This is a genomic window from Bacillus tequilensis KCTC 13622, from assembly GCF_000507145.1.
In the GTDB taxonomy this organism is placed as follows: Bacteria; Bacillota; Bacilli; order Bacillales; family Bacillaceae; genus Bacillus; species Bacillus tequilensis.
In genome coordinates this window covers 51,049-75,734 of sequence record NZ_AYTO01000009.1, presented here as the reverse complement: position 1 = coordinate 75,734, position 24,686 = coordinate 51,049, and the positions used below count along the sequence as shown (strand labels likewise).

General features: G+C 44.9%; 29 protein-coding genes. 25 read left to right on the top strand and 4 right to left on the bottom strand.

Annotated elements, in window-relative coordinates:
- Window positions 1-9 precede the first annotated feature (9 nt).
- On the top strand, window positions 10-408 hold the full coding sequence (locus V756_RS0105490; protein WP_024713798.1) for a F0F1 ATP synthase subunit epsilon: 399 nt from the start codon (window positions 10-12) through the stop codon (window positions 406-408).
- 33 nt (window positions 409-441) lie between these two features.
- Here V756_RS0105490 and V756_RS0105485 read toward each other — a convergent pair whose 3' ends face one another.
- Complete coding sequence (locus tag V756_RS0105485) at window positions 442-915, bottom strand: YwmA family protein (RefSeq protein WP_024713797.1); 474 nt, start codon at window positions 913-915, stop codon at window positions 442-444.
- 169 nt (window positions 916-1,084) lie between these two features.
- Here V756_RS0105485 and V756_RS0105480 point away from each other — a divergent pair, with 169 nt between their 5' ends.
- The 22 genes from V756_RS0105480 to V756_RS0105370 all read left to right on the top strand — a co-directional run bounded on the left by V756_RS0105480 (window position 1,085) and on the right by V756_RS0105370 (window position 19,986).
- Window positions 1,085-1,315: a DUF1146 family protein gene (locus tag V756_RS0105480; RefSeq protein WP_024713796.1), complete on the top strand. Its 231-nt coding sequence runs from the start codon at window positions 1,085-1,087 to the stop codon at window positions 1,313-1,315.
- Between the two features lie 124 nt (window positions 1,316-1,439).
- Entirely contained in the window at window positions 1,440-2,180 is a 741-nt protein-coding gene (locus tag V756_RS0105475; protein ID WP_024713795.1) for a YwmB family TATA-box binding protein, read from the top strand.
- Window positions 2,181-2,213: 33 nt separating this feature from the next.
- Complete coding sequence (murA, locus tag V756_RS0105470; protein WP_003221875.1) at window positions 2,214-3,524, top strand: UDP-N-acetylglucosamine 1-carboxyvinyltransferase; 1,311 nt, start codon at window positions 2,214-2,216, stop codon at window positions 3,522-3,524.
- Between the two features lie 195 nt (window positions 3,525-3,719).
- Window positions 3,720-4,751 carry a stage II sporulation protein D gene (gene spoIID, locus V756_RS0105465; RefSeq protein ID WP_024713794.1) on the top strand — a complete coding sequence of 344 codons (1,032 nt, stop codon included), beginning with the start codon at window positions 3,720-3,722 and terminating at the stop codon, window positions 4,749-4,751.
- Between the two features lie 376 nt (window positions 4,752-5,127).
- Window positions 5,128-5,811, top strand: coding sequence for a vWA domain-containing protein (locus tag V756_RS0105460; protein WP_024713793.1), 684 nt, complete (start codon window positions 5,128-5,130; stop codon window positions 5,809-5,811).
- A 320-nt stretch (window positions 5,812-6,131) separates the two neighbouring features.
- Entirely contained in the window at window positions 6,132-6,806 is a 675-nt protein-coding gene (locus tag V756_RS0105450) for a vWA domain-containing protein (RefSeq protein ID WP_024713792.1), read from the top strand.
- Between the two features lie 96 nt (window positions 6,807-6,902).
- Window positions 6,903-7,064, top strand: a complete 162-nt coding sequence (locus V756_RS01000000121890) for a hypothetical protein (RefSeq protein WP_032681785.1) — start codon at window positions 6,903-6,905, stop codon at window positions 7,062-7,064.
- A gap of 238 nt (window positions 7,065-7,302) precedes the next feature.
- Window positions 7,303-8,091 (top strand): formate dehydrogenase accessory sulfurtransferase FdhD, encoded by a 789-nt coding sequence (gene fdhD / locus V756_RS0105440; RefSeq protein WP_024713791.1) that lies wholly within the window; start codon window positions 7,303-7,305, stop codon window positions 8,089-8,091.
- Between the two features lie 15 nt (window positions 8,092-8,106).
- On the top strand, window positions 8,107-9,132 hold the full coding sequence (gene moaA, locus V756_RS0105435) for a GTP 3',8-cyclase MoaA (RefSeq protein WP_024713790.1): 1,026 nt from the start codon (window positions 8,107-8,109) through the stop codon (window positions 9,130-9,132).
- A gap of 192 nt (window positions 9,133-9,324) precedes the next feature.
- Window positions 9,325-10,458, top strand: coding sequence for a Rap family tetratricopeptide repeat protein (locus V756_RS0105430; protein WP_024713789.1), 1,134 nt, complete (start codon window positions 9,325-9,327; stop codon window positions 10,456-10,458).
- Between the two features lie 155 nt (window positions 10,459-10,613).
- Complete coding sequence (locus V756_RS0105425; protein ID WP_024713788.1) at window positions 10,614-11,093, top strand: hypothetical protein; 480 nt, start codon at window positions 10,614-10,616, stop codon at window positions 11,091-11,093.
- A gap of 71 nt (window positions 11,094-11,164) precedes the next feature.
- Window positions 11,165-11,353, top strand: a complete 189-nt coding sequence (gene csbD / locus V756_RS0105420; protein ID WP_024713787.1) for a stress response protein CsbD — start codon at window positions 11,165-11,167, stop codon at window positions 11,351-11,353.
- A 201-nt stretch (window positions 11,354-11,554) separates the two neighbouring features.
- Window positions 11,555-12,811, top strand: coding sequence for an urea ABC transporter substrate-binding protein (urtA, locus tag V756_RS0105415; RefSeq protein ID WP_024713786.1), 1,257 nt, complete (start codon window positions 11,555-11,557; stop codon window positions 12,809-12,811).
- 31 nt (window positions 12,812-12,842) lie between these two features.
- Window positions 12,843-13,745 (top strand): urea ABC transporter permease subunit UrtB, encoded by a 903-nt coding sequence (urtB, locus tag V756_RS0105410; RefSeq protein ID WP_024713785.1) that lies wholly within the window; start codon window positions 12,843-12,845, stop codon window positions 13,743-13,745.
- Between the two features lie 11 nt (window positions 13,746-13,756).
- Window positions 13,757-14,827, top strand: coding sequence for an urea ABC transporter permease subunit UrtC (gene urtC, locus V756_RS0105405; RefSeq protein WP_024713784.1), 1,071 nt, complete (start codon window positions 13,757-13,759; stop codon window positions 14,825-14,827).
- The gene (gene urtD, locus V756_RS0105400) at window positions 14,802-15,551 is read left to right on the top strand and encodes an urea ABC transporter ATP-binding protein UrtD (RefSeq protein ID WP_024713783.1); all 750 of its coding nucleotides are present in this window, start codon (window positions 14,802-14,804) and stop codon (window positions 15,549-15,551) included. Before urtC ends, urtD begins: the two co-directional genes overlap by 26 nt.
- Window positions 15,548-16,249 carry an urea ABC transporter ATP-binding subunit UrtE gene (urtE, locus tag V756_RS0105395; protein ID WP_024713782.1) on the top strand — a complete coding sequence of 234 codons (702 nt, stop codon included), beginning with the start codon at window positions 15,548-15,550 and terminating at the stop codon, window positions 16,247-16,249. The genes urtD and urtE overlap by 4 nt, the downstream gene beginning before the upstream one ends.
- A gap of 100 nt (window positions 16,250-16,349) precedes the next feature.
- Window positions 16,350-16,667, top strand: coding sequence for an urease subunit gamma (gene ureA / locus V756_RS0105390; protein ID WP_003227724.1), 318 nt, complete (start codon window positions 16,350-16,352; stop codon window positions 16,665-16,667).
- Window positions 16,664-17,038: an urease subunit beta gene (ureB, locus tag V756_RS0105385; protein ID WP_024713781.1), complete on the top strand. Its 375-nt coding sequence runs from the start codon at window positions 16,664-16,666 to the stop codon at window positions 17,036-17,038. Before ureA ends, ureB begins: the two co-directional genes overlap by 4 nt.
- A complete protein-coding gene (gene ureC, locus V756_RS0105380) occupies window positions 17,035-18,744 on the top strand; it encodes an urease subunit alpha (protein WP_024713780.1) in 1,710 nt (569 codons plus the stop codon). Before ureB ends, ureC begins: the two co-directional genes overlap by 4 nt.
- Before the next feature lie 131 nt (window positions 18,745-18,875).
- Window positions 18,876-19,277, top strand: coding sequence for an Rrf2 family transcriptional regulator (locus tag V756_RS0105375; RefSeq protein WP_024713779.1), 402 nt, complete (start codon window positions 18,876-18,878; stop codon window positions 19,275-19,277).
- 67 nt (window positions 19,278-19,344) lie between these two features.
- Complete coding sequence (locus V756_RS0105370; RefSeq protein WP_024713778.1) at window positions 19,345-19,986, top strand: NAD(P)-dependent oxidoreductase; 642 nt, start codon at window positions 19,345-19,347, stop codon at window positions 19,984-19,986.
- A 34-nt stretch (window positions 19,987-20,020) separates the two neighbouring features.
- On the opposite strand, the gene V756_RS0105365 is transcribed toward V756_RS0105370, so the two are convergent.
- The gene (locus V756_RS0105365) at window positions 20,021-20,410 is read right to left on the bottom strand and encodes a DUF5362 family protein (RefSeq protein ID WP_024713777.1); all 390 of its coding nucleotides are present in this window, start codon (window positions 20,408-20,410) and stop codon (window positions 20,021-20,023) included.
- A 144-nt stretch (window positions 20,411-20,554) separates the two neighbouring features.
- On the opposite strand from V756_RS0105365, the gene V756_RS0105360 reads away from it, so the two are divergent.
- Entirely contained in the window at window positions 20,555-21,328 is a 774-nt protein-coding gene (locus tag V756_RS0105360; protein ID WP_024713776.1) for a MerR family transcriptional regulator, read from the top strand.
- Between the two features lie 21 nt (window positions 21,329-21,349).
- Here the strand turns inward: V756_RS0105360 and cls are convergent, their stop codons facing one another.
- Window positions 21,350-22,798, bottom strand: coding sequence for a cardiolipin synthase (gene cls / locus V756_RS0105355; RefSeq protein WP_024713775.1), 1,449 nt, complete (start codon window positions 22,796-22,798; stop codon window positions 21,350-21,352).
- 242 nt (window positions 22,799-23,040) lie between these two features.
- Here cls and V756_RS0105350 point away from each other — a divergent pair, with 242 nt between their 5' ends.
- On the top strand, window positions 23,041-23,472 hold the full coding sequence (locus V756_RS0105350) for a DUF5392 family protein (protein WP_024713774.1): 432 nt from the start codon (window positions 23,041-23,043) through the stop codon (window positions 23,470-23,472).
- Window positions 23,473-23,584: 112 nt separating this feature from the next.
- On the opposite strand, the gene pseI is transcribed toward V756_RS0105350, so the two are convergent.
- Window positions 23,585-24,634 (bottom strand): pseudaminic acid synthase, encoded by a 1,050-nt coding sequence (gene pseI, locus V756_RS0105345; RefSeq protein ID WP_024713773.1) that lies wholly within the window; start codon window positions 24,632-24,634, stop codon window positions 23,585-23,587.
- Window positions 24,635-24,686: the final 52 nt, after the last annotated feature.

Genomic DNA, 24,686 nt, shown 5'->3' with positions numbered 1-24,686 from the left:
GGTAAAAGCATGAAGACCGTTAAAGTCAATATCGTTACTCCCGACGGCCCAGTATACGATGCGGATATTGAAATGGTGAGTGTGAGAGCCGAAAGCGGCGATCTCGGTATTTTGCCAGGTCATATTCCAACCGTGGCTCCTCTTAAAATCGGCGCTGTCCGTCTCAAAAAAGACGGACAGACTGAATTGGTTGCTGTCAGCGGCGGATTTGTAGAAGTCCGTCCTGATCATGTTACCATCCTTGCCCAGACTGCTGAGACAGCAGAAGGCATCGATAAAGAGCGCGCAGAAGCTGCACGTCAGCGGGCGCAGGAGCGTTTGAATTCTCAATCAGATGATACTGACATTCGTCGGGCTGAGCTTGCGTTACAGCGGGCTTTGAACAGATTGGATGTAGCAGGGAAATAAGAAAAAATCCTTCTCTTTACGAGAAGGATTTTTTTATGAACGCACAAGAGAGTCAAACAGAGACAGCAGCGGCTGATCCTCTTTTTGGCGCAAGTATAAACCGTCGCAGGTATTCATTGTGTGCCATGATTTGCGGTGTCTTCTGAAGCCCATTGTATATGCGCCGTCTGTATACGGATAAGGTTTTACAACCCATTCAGCATCTTCATGGTGGGCAATCACGCAATCTATAAGATAAACACTGATCATTTTCTCGAATTCTTCAATAGGAAGATTCCAATCAGCTAGCAAAAGCTCTTGTATACTTTGAAAATAAAGGTTTTCAAGCTCTTCAAGGCTTTCTCTCGTATAGGTAAGAGAAATGTTATAAAACTGACACAATTCATTCAGTTCTTCAATCTGTGACTGTCTATAATCATAATAGAATGCAATAGCTTCCCATTCCTGTTCAAAAATTGGCAGGTCCTCACCGTATTGCTTTTCAGGCTGAAAAAAAGAATGATCCATATTTGCCAGCTCCTTTCCAGTAAAGTATACCATGTAAAAGAATCGTACTTTAAGCGGGGATTAGCCCTAGATTTAGATGATTATTCCATTCTGTATAAAATGTATCATCTTTATCTGTGCTTCTTATATAATAAGAAAGGGTATGAACGCGGAGAAAGGAGTGTAATAGATGAGTGTATTGGGACAGCAGGCTGCAATCGGCATTGTCGTTCACCTGATTTTTATAGCAGTGACTTGGTGGGCGCTTCAAGCCGTCAATATAGATCCGTTAATTAAAAAAGGCAAAGTCATTCAGGCGAGACTCCTGATGATTTTACTGACAATCGCCATTGGAACGACCGCTGCGAATTTCTTTTTAGATTACCTCAATTATTCACAGCAGCTTCCCTATCTATTTTAATAGGTTTTAACTCCCATAATCACGGGAATGGTTGGGGAAGCGAATAGCTCGAGTTTTGACGAAGATTTTTACGTATGGCGCCTCTTGCCCCCGGCAAAACTGGGGATAAGGGGGAAAGATGAATATGAAGAAAAAACAAGTAAGCCACGCCATTATCATATCCGTCATGTTAAGCTTCGTCATTGCGGTTTTCCATACAATCCATGCGAGTGAGTTAACGCCGTTAGCCCAAATGGCAGAGGGGATGGAGCGCCAAGATGTGTCAATAGATAAGTGGACATTGCATGCAAAACAAAACATGTCGATGACCAAGAAAGAATTTTATCAAAAAGTGCAACGTTTAAAACTAGAGTATCGTCAATATCATTGGGTAATTGCACAGGAAGATAAAATCGTAAAGGCAATCGGCACATATACTGACAAAAAAAATCACACTTCTTTTAGACTGCAACTTGTCACAACCCTCAAAAAACATAACCCAACTTCGTATTTATTATATGAGCAAATGAGTCTTGAGACACCGGATAGCTGGAATGATACATATGAACAGTTTGAACGGGACACACTCGGGATATTCCAAGAAAAAGTAGTTATTTTTACTTGTCTAAATGGTCATGTAGATGATAATATGAATATTGTTTTGCAAAAAAAAGCAAATCAGTTATTAAACGAATTTCAAGCAAGATCTGTAGAACATGTAGTTGAGCCAAATTTCGTTTCTATTTCTGCGTTTACAGATGAGTGGGAAGAGTCCATCATGACCTCGAAACACAGAATGAATTTGCAAATTGCACTTAGAAGTGCAGGAATGGGCGGAAAACATACCGTTACGGTTGGCACACCAATCGTTACGACTGAATATTAATATAGAGAATTTAGGGACGCGGAGGGGAATACCTTGGAAAAAATCATCGTCCGCGGCGGTCAAAAGTTAAACGGCACAGTCAAAGTTGAAGGCGCTAAAAATGCCGTTTTACCTGTTATCGCTGCATCTTTGTTAGCAAGTGAAGAAAAAAGCGTAATTTGTGATGTACCTACGCTCTCCGATGTATATACAATTAATGAAGTGTTGCGTCATTTAGGAGCAGATGTGCATTTTGAAAATAATGAAGTGACTGTGAATGCTTCATACGCTTTGCAAACTGAAGCACCTTTTGAATATGTACGTAAAATGCGTGCGTCCGTGCTTGTCATGGGGCCGCTTCTTGCGCGTACAGGTCATGCAAGAGTTGCGCTTCCGGGCGGATGCGCAATTGGTTCCAGACCGATCGATCAACATCTAAAAGGTTTTGAAGCGATGGGCGCAGAAATCAAAGTCGGCAACGGCTTCATCGAAGCTGAAGTAAAAGGCCGTCTGCAAGGCGCAAAAATCTATCTGGACTTCCCAAGTGTAGGAGCTACAGAGAACCTGATTATGGCAGCCGCTCTAGCTGAAGGAACAACAACGCTGGAGAACGTGGCGAAAGAACCTGAAATCGTTGATTTAGCAAACTATATCAACGGCATGGGCGGAAAAATCCGCGGAGCGGGTACCGGCACCATCAAAATCGAAGGAGTCGAAAAGCTTCACGGTGTAAAACATCATATTATTCCTGACCGTATTGAAGCGGGCACATTTATGGTTGCCGCTGCAATCACTGAAGGAAACGTACTAGTTAAAGGAGCGGTTCCTGAACACCTCACCTCTTTAATTGCTAAAATGGAAGAGATGGGTGTAACGATTAAGGATGAAGGTGAAGGCCTGCGTGTCATCGGTCCGAAAGAACTCAAACCGATCGACATTAAAACAATGCCTCACCCGGGCTTCCCGACTGATATGCAGTCACAAATGATGGCGCTTCTGCTTCGTGCAAGCGGCACAAGCATGATTACAGAAACTGTTTTTGAAAACCGTTTTATGCATGCGGAAGAATTCCGCCGGATGAATGGTGATATCAAGATTGAAGGACGTTCTGTCATCATTAACGGCCCTGTACAACTTCAGGGAGCAGAAGTTGCAGCGACGGACTTGCGTGCGGGTGCAGCGCTGATTCTTGCGGGGTTAGTGGCTGAAGGTCATACACGTGTTACTGAACTGAAGCACTTAGACCGCGGTTACGTTGATTTCCATAAGAAGCTTGCGGCTATCGGCGCAGACATCGAACGTGTAAATGATGAGTCTGCTTCTGAGCAAGAGAACAAAGAAGTCGTTTCTGACTTAAACGCATAAACTTACTTGAAAATCAGTATGTCACTCTGGCATACTGGTTTTTTATTTTTCGTGTATTATCATCATTATGCGCAAAATAGCAAAAAAGAATACGTAAATAACAAATTAAGTTTCTGTCCAAAACGAGAGTCATATTAGCTTGTCTCTGCCCATAGATTAGACTAGAGTCGAATTCCGAGCAGGAGGCAGCTGAATATGAAACAATTCGTAATCACACTATCTGTACTATGTGCATTAATTCTCTTGATTCCCACACTTTTGGTCATCCCGTTCCAGCATAACAAAGAAGCGGGCATCAGTGCAGAATCAGGAAAGACAGCAGTCAGGACGAAACCAGCATCAAAAGGAGCGGAAACCTTGAAAGCATCACCTGTTTCTATTCCCGTCTATCGAACCGCGAATCAATCCGTAGAAAACATTCCGCTTGAAGAGTATGTGATTGGGGTCGTCGCCTCCGAAATGCCGGCCACCTTTGAATCTGAAGCGCTGAAATCCCAGGCTCTCGCCGCCAGAACGTTTATTGTCAGGCTGATGGTCTCAAATTCAGCGGTAGAGGCTCCTAAAGGCTCGCTGGTAGATGATACACAGATGTTCCAAGTGTATAAAAGCAAAGCGGAGCTGAAAAAGCAGTGGGGCGCGAGGTATGAAGCGAAGCTGAAAAAAATCACTGATGCGGTCGCCAGCACGCAAGGCAAAATCTTAACGTACAACAACAAGCCGATTGAAGCCTCTTTTTTCTCCACAAGCAACGGCTACACTGAAAATGCAGAAGCCTATTGGACAAGTGCCATCCCTTATCTAAAAAGCGTCAAAAGCGCCTGGGATAAAAAGTCGCCGAAATACTTGGCAACGAAAACCTTTACAGCGGCGGAATTTGAGCAAAAGCTTGGCGTCAAACTGGATGGATCCTCCGACGTCGGGAAAATTACCGGAGAGACACCGGGCCGCCAGGTCGCAACGGCCATTATTAACGGCAAGACGCTGAAAGGAAGAGACATACGCGAAAAGCTGGGCCTCAATTCAGCAGATTTTGAATGGAAGCGAAACGGAGACACGATCACCGTCACGACAAAAGGATTTGGACACGGTGTCGGGATGAGCCAATATGGCGCGAATTTTATGGCGAAAGAAGGCAAAACAGTTGATCAAATTGTGAAGTACTATTACAAAGGCACACAAATTTCTGACGCAGACTCGTTTTTGAATAAATATATGGCGAAAAAGTAATCAAGGACGCTCAATGGAGCGTCTTTTTCTGTTTTGCATATCTTTGGTCTAAGAACAGTTGAAAACGCTCAGATAGGCTCCTGGCAGTCTTTATGATACAAAGGGAATAGATCCCTTTTTCCTGTGGTAAAGTAATCCACATTTATCAACAGACTTCGGCAGACTCATATAACGAAAGCCGAAAGGCCGGCAATCTTCTTTTTTTATAGCGGGGTTAGGTGGAAATCACTAATAAAAATAAAGGTTTCTATGCAAAAGTAAACAACGGCAATGAGGAAGCCCGCCCTATTTATTTCTCTGTTTTTGTCGATTACGATAAGTTATGTTCAGCGTTGAACATCTGTACGCAGAAACCAAATTGTAAAGGGGTACGAACATGAAGAAAAGATTTTCACTGATCATGATGACAGGCTTGCTATTTGGATTAACTTCACCTGCTTTTGCGGCTGAAAAGAAAGAAACAGAGTCTGAAGCTCCGGCAAACGTGGCAGTCTTGCTTGATGCCAGCGGAAGTATGGCGAAAAGAATAGACGGTGTCTCTAAATTTAATTCCGCTAAAAAAGAAATTTCTAAGTTTGCAAGCTCACTGCCGGAAGGAACTCAGGTGAAAATGAGTGTGTTTGGTTCAGAAGGAAACAATAAAAACTCCGGAAAAGTTCAGTCCTGTGAAGCTATCCGCAACGTATACGGTTTCCAAAGTTTTAACGAGCAAAGCTTTCTCAATTCTCTCAATACAATTGGGCCGACTGGCTGGACGCCAATTGCCAAAGCGCTGAATGAGGCGAAGTCTTCTTTTGACCAGCTTGATGCAAAAGGAGAAAAAGTGGTGTATCTGCTGACAGACGGTGAGGAAACGTGCGGAGGAAATCCGATTAAAACAGCAAAAGAACTGCAAAAAGATAATATTACTGTGAATGTGATCGGTTTTGATTATAAAGAGGGATACAAAGGCCAGCTGAACGCGATTGCGAAAGTAGGCGGCGGTGAATACTTCCCGGCTTATACTCAAAAAGATGTTGAGAAAATTTTCACGCAGCAATCCCTGATGCTATCTAAATAAGAAAAAGAGGCTGCCAGCGGTCAGCCTCTTTTTTGTATGTAACAAAAACTTCAAAACCAATTAGCTGTCTGCCTGTCGCATAGTAGCAGATTTCCGCTTCCCTGTCATAATCAAGGCGAAAAAAGAATGAATGGCACACAATCTGTGTACGCTTTCTGGGCGGAAAAGTCTAAAAATCATCGGTATTTCAATCGATTTTGGACAGAGGGTGAAAGCGCACAAAAGGCAGCTTGCCCTATATCTTTTTGTCTTTTCATATTCTAGCATAGAGAAGAATCCAACGTATTGTTGGAAAATTTGATAAAGAAAGGAAGTAAGGTATGAAAAAATGTCTGGCTGTATGTATCATTGGATTGCTGACTGTCTCTTTTGCGTCCCCGTCTTTTGCTGCTGGGAAACAGGCTGATACAAATGTAGCTGTTTTGTTTGACGGAAGCGGTAGCATGGTTCAAAAAACAGGGGGAGAGCGCAAAATAGACATAGCCAAAAAATCAGTAAAGTCTTTTGCCGAGCTGCTTCCGAAGGATACAAATCTCATGCTTCGCGTTTTCGGGCATGCTGGAAACAATAAACTGTCCGGAAAAGCTCTTTCGTGCAGCACAACGGAAACCATTTACGCCCTTCATCCATATGAAGGAGCGCTGTTTGACAATTCATTGAGTGATATCAAGCCGACCGGCTGGACACCGATTGCCAAAGCACTTGCAGATACAAGAAAAGAATTTGAAGCATTTGACGCAAACGGTAAAAACGTGGTGTATTTAATCACTGACGGTGAAGAAACGTGCGGCGGAGACCCTGCGGCGGAAATTGAAAAGCTCCGTGAATCGAATGTGGAGACCATTGTAAACATCATTGGCTTCAACTTTGATGTCAAAGGAAATGAAGAGATGAAACAAGCGGCTGTTGCTGGAGGCGGAGAATATATTTCAGTAAACAGCGCAGATGAGTTTGAACAGGCTTGGGAAAAAGAAGCACAAAAATTTGCCGAGTAAAGAATCTAAACGCTTTAGGCGCTCCCCAGGCGCCTTTTTTCATTGGTTTAAAATCAGCTTGGGCGGGAATGATACCCTTAAAAAGGGGTTGGATATATGAAATTATTAGGATTGATTTTTCTTATTGCCGCCGTGGCATTCATATTGCTCGGTGTTTTTCTAAAGCTGGCAGCCTTCTTTTTTGTCAGCATGCTCACTTTGATCGCAGCTATTGTCCTGTTTGTGATCCTGAAAAAAAATCAGCATAATCAAACATAGAGCCCTTTATACAGAGGGCTCTCAGCGTGTCGGCAATCCTCGCGCTCGCTGACAATGCATCTGTTATAAAAGGAAGGATTGCGGCTAAATGCTTAGGCGTTGTCCTGCCTAAACACCGCCGCTATCATGTCCTGTGAAAGCCCTTTAATAGAGGGGCTTTTTTATGTCTCAGAATTCGACAAAATCTGAGGAGTGTGAAAAAATATAAAGGTAGGAACATTGCGGAGGGGAAGAGACGTTGAACGATAAAGTAACTGCGGTCAGGGATGTATGGCGCTATGAAAAAGGGGAAGTCAGCAAAATAGAAGACCGGATGGTGACGGAATACCCTTTGACAGTGATACTGAACGGGAGTGAATTTGTGACGCTTGTTTGTACGCCTGAGCATATCAAAGAGCTTGTCATCGGATTTCTCGCATCAGAGGGTGTTATACGATTTCAAAAAGAGATTAAAAGGTTTACAATAGATGAAAGTCTCGGTTTTGTTTATGTCGATCTCGTTCATCCTGAGACATTGGATCAAAAGGATTATACGAAACGGGTGATCGGTTCATGCTGCGGAAAGGGCCGTCATTTTTATTTTCAGCAGGATGTCAAAACCGCTAAAACGGCTGTCAGCCACATCAATATATCGCCTGAAGCGTGTATGTCGCTTATGAAAGAGATGCAACATAGGAGCGAGACGTTTCAGGATACGGGAGGCGTCCATAATGCGGCGCTTTGCGATACAGAGAAACTGCTGTTAATGCGAACAGATATCGGCCGGCACAACGCGCTTGATAAATTATACGGACACTGCCTTCTGAACGGAATGTCCGTCCGTGACAAACTGATTGTGTTCAGCGGCAGAATTTCATCAGAGGTCCTGTTAAAAGCGGCAAAAATCGGCGTGTCGATTGTGATTTCCAAATCGGCCCCGACGGAGCTTGCCGTTCAAATGGCGGAAGAATTAAATATCACAGCGATCGGGTTTGTCCGAAACGAATCATTTAATGTATATACACACCCTGAGAGAATCGGGGGATAGGAAGGGGCTGTAGCTATGATTACAGAATCGCGTCAGATGTTGGATAAAAGGAACAGACCGCTGAGAGACCTTCGCATTTCTGTTACAGACCGCTGCAACTTCCGATGCACGTATTGTATGCCCGCTGAATTATTCGGTCCGGATTATCCTTTTTTAAAAAAAGAGGAGCTGCTTTCATTTGAGGAGCTGGAACGGCTTGCGACGCTGTTTGTCACAAGGTTCGGCGTTGAAAAAATCCGCTTAACCGGCGGAGAGCCCCTCATGAGAAAGGATATGCCCGAGTTAATCAAAAAACTGGCCCGCATTCCGGGTGTCCGAGATATTGCCATGACGACAAACGGATCACTGCTGCCTGTTTATGCGGAGAGACTCAAGGAAGCAGGGCTGAAAAGGGTTACGATCAGCCTTGATTCGTTAGAGGACGAGCGATTTAAAAAAATAAACGGGCGCGGGGTTTCTGTCAGCAAGGTGCTGGAAGGCATTGAGGCGGCGAAGCAAGCGGGGCTAGGTGTTAAAATCAACATGGTCGTCCAAAAGGGCCTCAACGAAAAAGATATTCTGCCTATGGCCCGTTATTTTAAAGAAAAAGGGCATATTCTGAGATTCATTGAATTTATGGACGTGGGCAATACCAACCAATGGGAAAAGAAGGATGTCATGACAAAGGCGGAAATCATTGATTTAATCAATGAACACATGCCGGTTGAACCGATAGCGCCAAATTATCACGGTGAAGTGGCTTCCCGATTCCGCTACTTGGACGGATCCGGGGAAATCGGCGTCATATCATCTGTATCCGATGCGTTCTGCGGATCGTGCAACAGAGCCCGTCTTTCCGCGAGAGGCGAGCTGTTCACCTGCTTATTCGCTTCAAGCGGATTTGACCTCAGAGGGCCGGTTCGGCAGGAATTAAGCGATGACGAATTGTCGGAGATGATCGGCACTGTATGGAAAAATCGGATCGATCAGTATTCAGTCGATCGCACTCTATCAAAAGCATCAGACAAAAAGAAAGTAGAAATGTCTTATATTGGCGGTTAATATGAAGTAAAAGGCTTATCGGCGCAGTCCGGTAAGCCTTTTTTATAGAAATCAATGTGCAAAAAATACTTGTAAATACCGAAATATATAAAGATAGGCATAAGGAAGGGATCATTGTAAGAAATTTTAATTCCAAAGCCATACATTATGATAAAATATAACCAATTAGAAAATAGAAAGGGTTGGAGGGGCATGGCCGCGTACGAGATCCCGTCATCTCAAGTAGGAGTGAAAATCAATAAGTGGTATAAGCACATTTTAGCATTTCAAGTGGCTGATGCCGTTAAGCTGAAGGAAGAGATTGATCGAGACATTGAACATATGGAAGAGGATCAGTTGCTTCTGCTGTACTATCAGCTAATCAGTTACCGGCACCAAATTATGCTGGATTATGTAAAGCCCGACCTGCATGAGGAATCTAAGCTTCAATATCGTGAATTGATCCAAACGCTGGAAAGCAATCAGGACAGTATCTCCGGGTTGTCTGAGTATTATTTTCATTTGTTCAGGGGAATGTACGAATTTGAACAGAACAATTACATCTTGGCCATATCCTTTTATCGGAAAGCTGAGAAGATGCTCGCGTTTGTAGAAGATGAAATTGAGAGAGCGGAATTTCATTTTAAAGTAGCGGAAGTCTTTTATATCATGAAGCAGACGCACTTTTCCATGAATCACGCCGTACAGGCGCTTGAGACGTACAAGGCTCACGATTTTTACAGAGTCAGAAGAATTCAAACCCATTTCGTCATATCAGGAAACTATATTGACTACAGAAATTATGAAAAAGCGCTTAAGCATTTGGATGAAGCGTATCATCTGTCTTTATTGGAAGGACAGCCCCGTTTGATTGGCTCATCCCTCTACAATATGGGGAATTGCTTTGATGACAAAGGAGAGCTGGATCAAGCTGCGGAATACTTTGAAAAAGCGCTTCCTGTCTTTGAGGAGCATCAGCTGGAACAGCTTCCGAAAGCGCTCTTCAGTCTGACTCGCGTTCTTTTCAAAAAACAAGATGTCCAAGCTGCGATGCGATATTATGAAAAAGGGACGGCCATCGCTCAAACACGAAACGACCTCTTCAGCCTGGCAAAATATAAATTTTTGCAGGCGTTATATGTGGAATCTGTCAATCTGGATATGATTCAAGAAGTATTTGACTATATGGAAGAAAAAGCCCTTTACGTATACATTGAAGAATTCGCTTTGGATGCTGCCGCTTATTTCAGTCAGCGCGAATACTACAAAGAAGCGGTGTATTTTTATGAAAAAGTGGTCAGCACAAGAGAGAAAATTCAAAGGAACGATTGCCTATATCAAGTGTGAGGCGAAACCATCTGCTGCCAGATGGTTTTTTTATATGAGAAAAAAGAGAGCATCGAAACGTTTAATTTCGGGGAGAACAGGAAAAATCGCTACAGCGCTGTTTTTGAACACAAGCCGTGTTGGGATGCAGATATGCACGCATGAGGGGGAATTCGATGTTTGGTTTCAATGATATGGTGAAGTTTCTCTGGTCTTTCCTCATTGTTCTGCCGCTTGTACAGATTATACATGTTTCAGGGCACAGCTTTATGGCCTTGATTTTTGGCGGAAAAGGATCATTGGATATTGGAATGGGCAAAACGCTGTTCAAGATCGGGGTGATACGGGTCAGAGCGATCTATTTCATAGATTCCTTTTGCAGATTTGGTGAGCTGAAAACCGACAATCGGTTCTCGCGTGCACTCGTGTATGCCGGGGGCAGCCTGTTTAACCTTATCACGATTTTTGCGGTCAATTTTCTGATTACACACAGTGTATTAAAGCCGAATATGTTTTTTTATCAGTTTGTCTATTTTTCTACGTATTATGTATTTTTCGCCTTGCTGCCGGTTCGATATTCTGAGAAAAAGTCATCAGACGGACTTGCGATTTACAAGATGCTCCGCTACGGAGAGCGCTACGAAATCGATAAATAACATCCAAATGTTTATCGTCCCTCAGATCGGGAAGGTAACAAGTACACATAAACTGAAGGGAGAGAATCAACATGGGTAACGATAGTTTAAAAGATAAAATGAAAGGCGGCTTAAATAAAGCCAAAGGAGAAGCGAAGGATAAAGTCGGAGAGGTGACCGATAAAGCGGACATGCAGGCTGAAGGAAAAAAAGATAAGGCGAAAGGCGAAATCCAAAAGGATATTGGAAAAGCAAAGGATTCATTCACAAATAAAGAGTAATCATACGAAAGAGGCGGGAAACGATATGTTTCTTGCCTTTTTTGATGTAACCAAATATAACAAAAAGAATAAACGATTTGGTTAAAGTATCTAAATTTTTCAAATATTCTTTGAATCAGTGAACCTCTTCTATATAATAATGACATAAGTTGTCAACTTTTATAACATCACTTAGTGAAACCAGGAAAAGGGAGGTTCTGAATGAAAAACAAAGGGGTTGGAATACAGGCCGTTTTTTTATTGTTTCTGATCATGGTTTTGATGACGGGATGTACTGGGCCGAAAAAAGTGTCGGAAGCCAGCGGGAGTGCGAAAAAAACTGTTGATATCGACACAAGCGGGGATTCAGTGAAGGTCGGGATTCTTCACTCGTTAAGCGGAACAATGGCGATCAGCGAGGTATCTGTCCATGATGCAGAGTTAATGGCGATTCAAGAAATCAACCAAAAAGGCGGAGTTCTCGGCAAAAAGCTTGAACCCATCGTGGAAGACGGCGCTTCAGACTGGCCTACATATGCGGAAAAAATGAGAAAGCTGCTTCAGCAAGACAAAGCTGCTGCCGTTTTTGGCGGATGGACATCAGCAAGCCGCAAAGCCATGCTTCCGGTTGTGGAGCAAAACAATGGGCTGCTCTTCTATCCGGTGCAGTATGAAGGAATGGAGTCATCACCAAACATTTTTTATACCGGAGCAACGACGAATCAGCAAATTGTGCCGGCTGTCGATTGGCTGCTGAAAAACAAAGGGAAAAAGTTCTTTCTGATTGGATCAGATTACGTGTTCCCGAGAACAGCTAACAACATCATTAAAGCGCAGGTGAAAGCGGCCGGAGGAGAAATTGCCGGAGAAGAGTATACGCCGCTCGGCCACACAAATTACAGTACGCTCGTCAGCAAAATCAAAGAAAAACAGCCTGATGTCATTTTTAACACATTAAACGGTGACAGCAACGTGGCGTTTTTCAAACAGCTGAAAGATGCTGGGATATCGGCTGACGATATGCCTGTCATGTCGGCAAGTGTCGCTGAAGAAGAAATTCGGGGCATCGGTCCTGATGTGCTAACAGGACATTATGCGGTGTGGAATTATTTTCAGACAACCGATACGAACGAGAATCAAACATTCGTGAAAAATTATAAAAAAATGAACGGTGAGAGCCGGGTGACGAGCGATCCGATTGAAGCTGGCTATAATGCGGTCTACCTTTGGGCGGCGGCTGTTAAAAAAGCGAAGTCTTTTGATGTTGATAAGGTGAAGAAAGCGGCTGACGGGATTGCATTCAAGGCTCCGGGCGGCACAGTGAAAATCGACGGGGATACACAGCATCTTTACAAAACGGTCAGAATCGGGCAAATCACGGGAAATGGGCAGTTTAAAGAAGTATGGAACTCAGGTGATCCCGTAAAACCTGATCCGTATTTGAAAACATACAACTGGGCAAAGGGGTTATCTAAATAAATCAAAGCCGTTTTCGGGGGAGGGGCGAAACATGTCGGTCATCGTGACTCAATTATTTAACGGGATCAGCCTCGGCTCTATTTTGATTCTCATTGCGATTGGATTGGCTGTTACATTCGGTTTGATGAACATGATTAATATGGCGCACGGTGAGCTGATTATGGCCGGAGCCTACACGACGTATGTCGTTCAGCAGCTGTTTATAAGCTATTTGCCTGCTTCTCTGTTTTCTTACTACTTTTTCATTGCGATCATCATGGCGTTTGCGGTCGCGGCGCTTATTGGAATTGTCATTGAAAAAGTGATTGTCAGGCGGCTGTATGACCGTCCGCTTGACAGCCTTTTGGCGACGTGGGGGGTGAGCTTGATTCTGCAGCAGGCGGCCAGATCGATTTTTGGCGCGCCGAATGTTGCTGTCAGGTCACCTGAGTGGCTGACGGGAGGCGTGACGCTGTTCTCCGTTACCTTCCCGTATAAAAGGCTGTTTATTTTGGCGCTCGTTCTTTTTACGCTGGCGCTGCTCGGTTTCTATCTATTTAAAACCTCTGCGGGACGGCGGATGCAGGCTGTTACGCTGAACCGGGGCATGGCATCGTGTCTCGGCGTATCTGTGAGAAAAACCGATACATTGGCTTTCGCTCTCGGAAGCGGACTGGCCGGTATCGCGGGTAGTTCACTCACATTGCTTGGTTCGATCGGGCCCACTCTCGGCTCGTCATACCTTGTCGACGCCTTCATGATCGTCATCTTAGGCGGAATCGGAAAATTAAGAGGAACCATAATCGGCGCGGTAACAGTCGGTTTGCTAAGCACATTCGTTGAGTATTCCTCAAGCGCTACGATTGCAAAGGTTGTCGTGTTTGCATGTATTATTTTCTTTTTGCAATGGCGGCCTTCAGGTCTCGCGAGTGTCAGAACGAGATTACTTGATTAGGAGGGAACCGGATGAAGCGGTTTTCACAGTTTAGTCCGTATCTGGCGATGTTCGCCCTTTTTATCGCCGCTCCGTTCTTTCTGCAGGAGTTTCGATTAGGGCTGTTGGCAAAATATTTATGCTTCGCGATTGTAGCGGTCGGCATTTGCCTGATTTGGGGATATACAGGCATTTTGAGCTTGGGGCATGGCGTCTTTTTCGGGTTGGGTGCATACTGCATGGCGATGTATTTAAAAATAGAAGCCTCGCCGACAGGCATTCCCGATTTTATGGAATGGACCGGTGCCAATGAACTGCCATGGATCTGGGCGATATTCAGGAATCCTTTTGCAGCGATTGCCGCGGCTGTCATTGTTCCTGTCTTTTTGGCCTTTTTGCTTGGGTTCTTTACATTCCGCAACAACATAAAGGGTGTTTATTTTTCGTTGATCTCTCAGGCAGTTGTTGTGGTGGTTGTCACATTGTTCATCGGCAGCCAGGACATCACCGGCGGCACAAATGGCCTCACGAATTTTTATACCATTTTTCAATATGCTCTCGACGATCCCGCAATGAAGCAGATTTTTTATTTTGCGACAGTTTTGTTTCTCGGTGTTTCTGTCGTGTTCGCTTTGTTTCTGACGAGAAGCCGTTTTGGGCGGCTATTGCAGGCGGTGCGTGATGGAGAAAACAGAGTCCGTTTTTTCGGGTATCATTCCACTGTTTTTAAAGTGTTCATTTACTGTGTATCCGCTGCGATGGCGGGGACTGCCGGGATGCTGTTTGTGCTTCAGGACGGAATGATCTCGCCGGAAATGATGGGCATCATCCCTTCGGTGGAAATGGTGCTGTGGGTGGCGATCGGCGGCAGGCACTCCATTATCGGAGCGGTGCTTGGCGCGCTGTTAACAAACGGCATGAAAAGCTATTTAAGCGAATATTATCCCGATATTTGGCTGTACTTCCTCGGCGCGCTGTTTATCATTGTCGTGCTTTATATGCCAAAAGGGATTGTCGGGCTGTTCGAGAAGCTTAAAACCCGGTTTTCTTCCTCAAAAAAGAAAGGAGCCGTTGCTTATGAAACCGATACTTACCTGCCGTGACGTAAAGGTTGAGTTTGACGGATTTTGGGCTTTGCAGGGCGCTGATATCAGTGTGCAGGAGTGCGATATCCATTTTCTGATCGGGCCGAACGGCGCGGGAAAAACGACGTTGCTGGACATCATTTGCGGAAAAACGAAACCGCATTCTGGCGAGGTTCTGTTTCAGGAAACGATTGAACTGACAAAAGCGCGAGAGTATCAGATCGCCAAACTGGGGGTCGCCAGAAAGTTTCAGGCCCCAAGTGTCTTTTCGCAGCTGACGGTGTTTGAAAATCTCGAGCTTGCCATGAAACAGAAAAAAACAATCCTTTCATTGCTGACAGCGCGGATGACGAAACAGCAAAGGGACAGAATCATCGGCATCCTGCGGCTGATTGGGTTAGAGGAAAAGCGGGACATCGCAGCGGGCAGCCTGTCACACGGACAGAAGCAATGGCTTGAAATCGGCATGCAGCTGGCCATGGAGCCGAAGCTTTTGCTGCTGGATGAACCGATTGCCGGCATGACGGGAAAGGAGCGGGAAAAAACGGGAGCCCTGCTTGAGAAAATTGCGAAAACGTGCTCTGTTCTGATTGTCGAGCACGATATGGATTTTGTGCGTTCGTTTTCCAGAAAAGTCACGGTGATGCATGAAGGCAAAGTGCTTTGTGAAGGATCAATGGATGACATCACAAGCAATGAAGAGGTGGCAGCGGTGTATTTAGGGAGGAGCGGTGTGTCATGATTGCCGTCAGAAATGTAACATCCGGTTATGATCAATCCATGGTTTTGCACAGCCTCAGCATGGAGGCTCGCCCGGGGCAGGTTGTCGCTGTATTAGGCCGAAACGGAGTCGGCAAATCCACTTTGCTGAAAACCATCGTCGGCCTGCTTCCGGCTAAACAAGGAGATATTTGCTTTAATCAAACGTTTGTTCAAAATGAAAAAGCGGGAAAACGGGCAAGAGCGGGGATTGCGTACGTTCCGCAGGGAAGAGACATTTTTTCTTCCTTAACTGTTCGTGACAACCTTCTGCTAGGTGAAGAGCCGCTTCCAAAGAAGAGGCGGACAGGGCAGGTCAAGGAAGAGATTTTTCAGTGGTTTCCCGTTTTGAAGGAGATGCTTGACCGCAAAGGCGGCGATTTGAGCGGGGGGCAACAGCAGCAGCTTGCGATTGCCAGAGCGCTGATGGGAAATCCGAAAATGATTTTACTTGATGAACCAATGGAAGGAATTCAGCCGTCAATTGTCGAACTAATCAGACAAGTTATTATGGAAATTTCCAGAAAAAAAGACATTTCCGTTATCTTAGTCGAGCACAGTCTGGAAAACGCGTTAACCTGTGCTGACTATCTTTATGTGATCGACAGGGGAACGGTTGTTGACCATGGCAAGGCCGATGAAGAAACGGCACGCCGCTTTGAAAGGCATCTTACCGTATGACCCCCATTCTCGAGGAGAGGGAGGTGATGTCCCGCCTGCATGCTCCACAAATTCGCAGTAACCGAATCCGCTTTAAAAGACAAAAGAAGGAGGACTACAGATGAAACTGACACCGGTTGAACAAGAGAAATTACTCATTTTTGCGGCGGGGGAATTAGCTAAACAGCGAAAGGCGCGGGGCGTTCTGCTCAACTACCCTGAGGCTGCCGCTTATATCACCTGCTTTATCATGGAAGGCGCGCGTGACGGAAAGGGAGTAGCAGAGCTGATGGAAGCCGGCCGCCATGTGTTAACGGAAAAAGATGTGATGGAGGGTGTGCCTGAGATGCTGGACAGCATTCAGGTGGAGGCCACATTTCCGGATGGAGTGAAGCTTGTTACGGTACATCAGCCGATTTCTGCGGAGGTGAAGTCATGAAGCCGGGAGCATTTCAAATTGCTGAGGGAACGATAACGATTAATGAAGGCCGTGAAACACGGGAGGTAACGGTAAAAAACACCGGATCACGCTCCATTCAAGTTGGCTCGCATTTTCATTTTGCGGAAGCAAACGGGGCTTTATTATTTGACCGTGAGCTGGCGATCGGCATGCGCCTTGATGTTCCATCTGGCACGTCGGTCCGTTTTGAGCCTGGAGAGCAGAAAACGGTCACACTTGTGGAAATCGGAGGGCGAAAGACAATTAGAGGCCTGAACGGAATGGCCGACACGTTTATCGATGAACGCGGCAAAGAAAAAACGTTAGCCAACCTAAAACAAGCCGGCTGGATGGAGGGTGTGATCCGATGAAAATGTCACGGAAGGAATATGCAGAGCTGTTTGGCCCGACAACGGGCGATAAAATCAGATTGGGTGACACCAATTTATGGATTGAAGTCGAAAAGGATTTCACTGTATACGGTGAAGAAATGATCTTTGGCGGCGGCAAAACAATCCGCGACGGCATGGGCCAAAACGGCAGAATCACAGGGAAGGACGGCGCTTTGGATTTGGTCATCACCAACGTCGTGCTATTGGACTACACAGGCATTGTCAAAGCGGATGTCGGTGTGAAAGACGGCCGGATTGTCGGCGTCGGAAAAAGCGGCAACCCTGATATCATGGACGGAGTTGATCCGCATATGGTCATCGGCGCGGGTACAGAGGTGATTTCCGGTGAAGGCAAAATCTTAACAGCCGGAGGAGTAGACACGCACATTCACTTTATTTGCCCTCAGCAGATGGAAGTTGCGCTTTCTTCAGGTGTGACGACACTTTTAGGAGGCGGGACAGGCCCGGCTACTGGAAGCAAAGCGACAACATGTACGTCTGGCGCGTGGTATATGGCAAGGATGCTGGAAGCGGCCGAGGAGTTTCCGATCAACGTCGGTTTCTTAGGAAAAGGGAATGCATCCGATAAAGCGCCGCTGATCGAGCAGGTGGAAGCGGGCGCCATCGGCCTTAAGCTTCATGAAGACTGGGGCACGACGCCAAGCGCCATTAAAACGTGTATGGAAGTTGTGGACGAGACTGATATTCAAGTCGCCATCCATACCGATACGATTAACGAAGCGGGTTTCCTGGAAAACACGCTCGATGCGATCGGGGACCGGGTCATTCACACCTATCACATTGAAGGAGCAGGCGGCGGCCACGCCCCGGATATTATGAAGCTCGCCTCTTACGCGAACATTCTGCCGTCATCCACAACGCCAACGATTCCTTACACCGTTAATACGATGGATGAGCATCTGGATATGATGATGGTCTGCCACCATTTAGATGCGAAAGTGCCTGAAGATGTGGCGTTCAGCCATTCCAGAATCAGGGCTGCGACCATTGCGGCAGAGGACATTCTCCATGATATCGGCGCGATCAGCATGACATCATCGGATTCCCAAGCGATGGGGCGTATCGGTGAAGTTATCATCCGAACATGGCAGGTAGCTGATAAAATGAAAAAGCAGCGCGGCGCTCTTGCAGGAGAAAACGGAAACGACAATGTGCGCGCAAAACGCTATGTTGCCAAATACACAATCAACCCGGCGATTACTCATGGGCTCAGCCATGAAGTCGGTTCGGTGGAAAAAGGAAAGCTCGCTGATCTCGTTCTGTGGGACCCGGTATTTTTCGGCGTAAAACCGGAACTGGTCTTAAAGGGCGGCATGATTGCACGTGCGCAAATGGGAGATCCGAATGCGTCCATCCCGACCCCTGAACCTGTATTTATGCGCCAGATGTATGCGTCTTACGGAAAAGCCAACCGCTCAACCTCTATTACATTTATGTCCCAGGCAAGCATTGAGCGGGGTGTGGCAGAAAGCTTAAGGCTGGAAAAAAGGATTTCTCCTGTCAAAAATATCAGAAAGCTGAGCAAGCTTGATATGAAATTGAACGCAGCTTTGCCGAAAATCGAGGTTGATCCAAAAACCTATCAAGTTTTCGCTGATGGAGAGGAATTGTCTTGCCAGCCCGTCGATTACGTTCCGCTCGGACAAAGATATTTCTTATTCTGATAAGAAGCGGCCGGAATGCATCCGGCCGTTTATTGACTAAAAACGTGCACAAGAACACCGTATTTAGTGTATATTAGATGTTGACAAACGAATTAAATGTAACTATTATGGTTACAACGGTGGTGAAAAACATGATTAACAGCCGTCTTGCTGTTGCCATTCATATTTTATCCCTCATTTCGATGGATGAAAAAGCATCTTCAGAAATCATCGCTGACAGCGTCAACACAAATCCGGTTGTCGTGCGAAGAATGATCAGCCTGCTGAAAAAAGCGGATATTCTTACATCACGCGCCGGGGTGGCGGGGGCAAGCCTTAAAAAAGATCCGGCTGATATTTCTCTTTTAGAAGTATATCGGGCTGTCCAAAAGCAAGAAGAACTCTTTGCGGTTCATGAAAACCCAAACCCGAAATGTCCGGTAGGGAAAAGAATTCAGAATGCCCTGGATGAAACGTTTGAAAGTGTCCAAAGAGCGATGGAAAATGAACTGGCAAGTAAGTCATTAAAAGATGTTATGAATCATCTCTTTTAATTAAAAAGAGATGACTTCTCACCACTGACATGTAACTAAAATCGTTACAAATAAGGAGGAAATGAAAATGAAAATTGGAATTATCGGTGCAAGCGGAAAAGCTGGAAAAGAGATTTTGAAAGAAGCGAAAACAAGAGGGCATGAAGTGACTGCCATTGTCCGAAACGCTTCAAAAGTGCAGGAGCAGGACATAGCGATTTTGGAGAAAGATGTGTTTGAACTGACTGCGGAAGACATCAAGCCTTTCGACGCGGTTGTAAACGCTTTTGGAGCAGCTCCTGGCCAGGAACATCTTCATGTTGAGGCAGGCAGGGCGCTAATCAGCATCTTAAAGGGCGCGAAAAACACAAGATTGCTTGTCGTCGGCGGAGCAGGAAGCCTGTTTGTCGATGAAGCCAAAACCACCCGTTTAATGGACACGCCGGAATTCCCGAAAGAATATTTGCCGACCGCATCAAATCAAGGGGAGAACCTGAAAGACTTGCAGCAGACAGACTCCATATCCTGGACGTTCCTCAGCCCTGCGGCATTTTTTGATCCGGCAGGAAAGCGGACTGGCTCTTACCAAAAAGGAAAAGACAATGTCATTGTAAACGCAAAAGGCGACAGCTATATCAGCTATGCTGATTATGCCATTGCCGTATTGGATGAGCTTGAACAGCCTGCACACAAAAACGAACGCTTCACAGTGGTAAGCGAAGCAGAATAATAAAAAACCCGGAGCCGGCTCCGGGTTTTTCTGATTAATAAGTGCTGTACGTATCATAATCGCTGAAAAGTCCGTCAGCAATCCCAAGCATGAAAAAGATGAAGACGGCGATAATCGCAAGAATGGATACAGCAATGCTGACGATTAAATAAATCCCTTGCATCTTCACAAATTTCGCGTAATTCTCCAGCATTAAGTCCTCAGACTGTCCGCTATTGTGTTCAGCCATTTGGCCTGCTTCTTTAGCTGACCGCATCAAAAAGATGCCGGCAATAATTTGCAGTACACCCGGAACGGCACCAATCAGAAAAAAGAACGCGCCTGAAAGCGCGGCAAATGCACCCATAATAATAAATAATATACCTGTTGCTTTTCCCCATTTCGAAATGCTTATGAGGGTTTTGTTCATTGTTTCAGGATTCATGAAATTGTCTCCCCTTTACAAAAAAATACTCACTTTTCTTTTATACACTATTTGTGAGAGGTTTTGTATATGGAAATTAATATTTTGGGGATTGACCCTGACGCTGCGTGATTGTTTACGATAACAGAAGAGGAGGTGTTATGTATGAAATATCAAGTTAAACAAGTGTCGGAAGTGGCGGGCGTCAGTATCCGGACGCTTCATCACTATGACGATATTCAGCTGTTGACCCCTTCAGCGCTTACTGACGCGGGGTATCGATTGTACAGTGATACAGATTTGGAAAGACTGCAGCAGATTTTGTTTTTTAAGGAAATAGGGTTTCGTCTGGATGACATAAAAGAAATGCTGGATCATCCGAATTTTGACCGGAAAGCGGCACTTCAGTCGCAAAAGGATATGTTAATGAAGAAAAAACAAAGAATGGAAGAGATGATACAGACGATTGACAGGACCCTTCAATCCATTGAGGGAGGAAAACTTATGAATAAGCGGGATTTATTTGCCGGATTAAGCATGAAAGACATTGAAGAGCACCAGCAGACATACGCTGATGAAGTCAGAAGGCTGTATGGGAGAGAGGCCGCAGAAGAAACAGAGAAAAGGACATCTGCCTATAGTGCGGACGACTGGCGTGCGATCATGACCGAATTTGATTCGATTTACAGACGAATTGCGGCAAGGATGGAACACGGGCCGGGTGATCCAGAGGTTCAGGAGGCTGTGGGGGCGTTTCGCCATCATATTTGCCAATATCATTACGATTGCACACTCGACATTTTCAGAGGGCTTGGGGAAGTGTATATCACTGACGAACGATTTACAGACTCAATCAACCAATATGGGGAAGGCCTTGCCGCTTTTTTGCGGGAGGCGATCATCACGTACTGTGACCATCAGAAAAAACCCCGGCCGTAAAGGCCGGGGTTTTGGCACATCTTATAAAATCGGCGACAAGAGCCGCGAGACGGATTCTTTCATTCGAATCCGCAAGGGGCGCTGCAGATATTCCTCATAGGTGTATTTTCTGGATACGAGCAAATCTTCTTTAAATGTAGAAACCAATTTTTTCGCTATGGTGATATCGTAAATAAATGCATTCACCTCAAAATTCAGCCTGAAGCTTCGGACATCGATGTTCGCTGTGCCGACTGATGCGATTTCGTCATCCACTACAATGGTTTTCGCGTGAATAAAGCCATTATCGTAAATATAGACGGTGGCTCCGGCTTTCAGCAGATCGCCGATGTACGACAGTGTCGCCCAGTATACAAAGGCATGATCAGGCTTGTTCGGAATCATAATGTTGACGTCAATGCCCGACAGGCACGCGATTCTTAAAGCGTCCAGCAGGCTTGCGTCCGGAATAAAATACGGCGTCTGAATCAAAATAGAACGCTTGGCATTCGAAATCATTTTAATGTAGCCGTTTTTAATTTGTTCCCATTCCGAATCAGGTCCGCTCGTGACAATCTGCATTCCGACGTTGCCTTTCGGGCTGCAGTCAGGAAAGTGATTCGGAATATATGTCAGCGTATGATGATGGGAGGCTTGGTTCCAGTCAAGGATAAAACGTGTCTGGATGGCATGCACGGCTGTTCCCTGAAGCCGGATATGCGTATCGCGCCAATAACCGAATTTTGGATTAAGCCCGAGATACTCATCTCCGACGTTAAATCCTCCGACATAACCGGTCATTCCGTCTATGATGACAAGCTTGCGGTGGTTCCGGTAATTCAGCCGCAGGTTAATCGGCCTGAGCTTTGAAGGAAAAAAGACCTCCACGTGCCCGCCAGCCTCGCGAAGCTCTTTAAAAAACTTTTTTCTCAGTGTTCTGGACCCTAGTTCATCATAGAGCACCCTGACCTGAACGCCTTCTTTCGCTTTTTGGATGAGAGCGTCCCGCAATTTTTTGCCTAATTCATCACCTTTATAAATATAATATTGTAAGTGGATATGATCCTTAGCCTTCGAAATGTCATTCAGCAGCCGCTGAAACTTATCCCGTCCGTCTGTGATTACGTCAACCGAATTATCCTCCGTAAACACGGCATGGTTATTCATGATGAGCATATAAATTAAATCTTTGTTATCAAAGGTTGCCCGGTTGTTGAACTGAAATTGCTTGTTTTCTAATTCTTCTAGCTGGTGCTTCAGCAGTCTTTCAATTCCAATCTTTTTTCGGTCTTCCCATTGAAACAAATGCTTGCGCCTGAGATTATGGCCGAATAATAAGTATAAAATAAAGCCTAAAACGGGAATAAAGAAAAGAACAAGCAGCCACGCCCAAGATGCACTGGCATCGCGCCGTTCTTTAAAAATGACAATGATGGCTAAAAGAATATTTAAAATGAAAAAAAGTGATAAAAGGATGGAAAAAATACTCACTTTGTAACCCCGCTCATTCATATTTATCAAGAAGATTGCCATTAGTATTCCATGATTAACAGCATTCTGATTCCCATTACAAATTATAACACTCACATTTTAAAAGAATAAAGCGCTGAGATCCAGATTCTTCGTGAAAATACGGGCAGATTTCTTTTAAACCAGCTTGCACCTGCGTTAAAATAAGCACATATGATAACGTTCGTGAAGGCTTGCAACATCAAATAAAGGGGGAGGATTACATGAACTTTTACAGGGTCGAACAAATGCCGGGGTTCATTAAAAAAGAAATGCAAAAAATTCAAAAGGCCGTACAGCCTTTCATGAAAAAAACGGTCATTTACCGTTTTCTTGCTATTCCGCTTGCTGCATTCTCTCTCTTTCATTTGGCTGCTTTTCTATTTCACGCTTCAGCTGACAGGGAGTCTTTGATCAGCGCTGGCATATTCGCCCTTTTAGCGGCGCTTGGGCTGGCGCTTTTCAAAGAAGCAGGCTATCAGCATAAACAAATCCAAAAAACGGTGCACATCTATATGCTGAACAGGATCAAAAAGAGCGAAATCCTTTCAGAAGAGCGGAAAAACTCCTATACACGCCAGATTAAGGAAGAACCATTTGCGATGCGGAGTTTTGTGGAATTTTTAACTGAGGAAGACAGACGCAAGAAAATGTAGTTTGTAAAAAGAGCTGAACACTAGAACTGCACCCCGACTGCTGGATCAGGGTGCAGTTTTTTATGGCTATTTCTTCTGTAGCTCTGCAAAGCGCAGAGCGTATATATATAAACTATATAGAATCCCATCTCAGCGGTGTTCCTGCTGAAATATGTTTCTTAGCTGTTCTGCCGATCATGACATCATAGAATTTTGGTTCCAAACCATAACCGGGACGAACGATCTTAATATTTTCTTTTGTGAAAGGCTCTCCGGCTTTTATATCTTTATTTACATAAATAGAACGACGGAATTTGAGCGAAGCTTTTTCCTCGTCAGTGGGTCCATACGTAATCTGCCCTACTGCTTGCCACGCCCTTTCAGTTTCAACGACAAGATCCCTTAGTTCGGATGGCTCCAGTGAAAAGGCGGAATCTACGCCGCCGTCAGCTCTTGATAAAGTGAAATGTTTTTCAATCACAGTTGCGCCTAGGGCGACACTAGCGACAGCCACTCCTGTTCCCATGGTGTGATCTGATAAGCCGACTTGGCAGTTAAATAAATTTTTCATATGAGGGATCGTGGCAATATTGGTGTTTTCCGGTGATGCCGGGTAGGTACTGGTGCATTTTAGAAGTATGACCTCTTTACAGCCGGCGTCTTTGGCGGCCCTTATGGATTCATCAATTTCTGCTACTGTAGCCATCCCAGTGGAAATGATAATAGGCTTACCGGTAGCAGCGGCCTTTTTGATAAGAGGGATATCAGTATTTTCAAATGAAGCGATTTTATATATAGGAACACCCAGGTTCTCCAGAAAGTCGACAGATGTTTCATCAAATGGCGTACTCAAAGGGATCATTCCAAGTTCCCGGCATTTATCAAAGATTGGCTTATGCCATTCCCATGGAGTGTACGCTTGTTGGTATAATGTATAGAGTGTTCTGCCGGACCAAAGACTATTCTTATCCTCAATTTTAAAATCTTTTGTATTCATATTTAATGTCATTGTGTCAGCGGTATATGTTTGTATTTTCAAAGCGTGTGCACCTGCTTTAGCCGCTTCTTCTATAATATGAAAGGCGCGCTCTAATGATTGATTATGGTTTCCAGACATTTCAGCAATAATAAACGGAGGATGATGCGGCCCGATTTTTCTTCCTTCTATATTGATTTCGTTCATTTTTGCACCTCCTTTTATTTACAGGAATACCGACCATAAAAGCCAAAGGGCA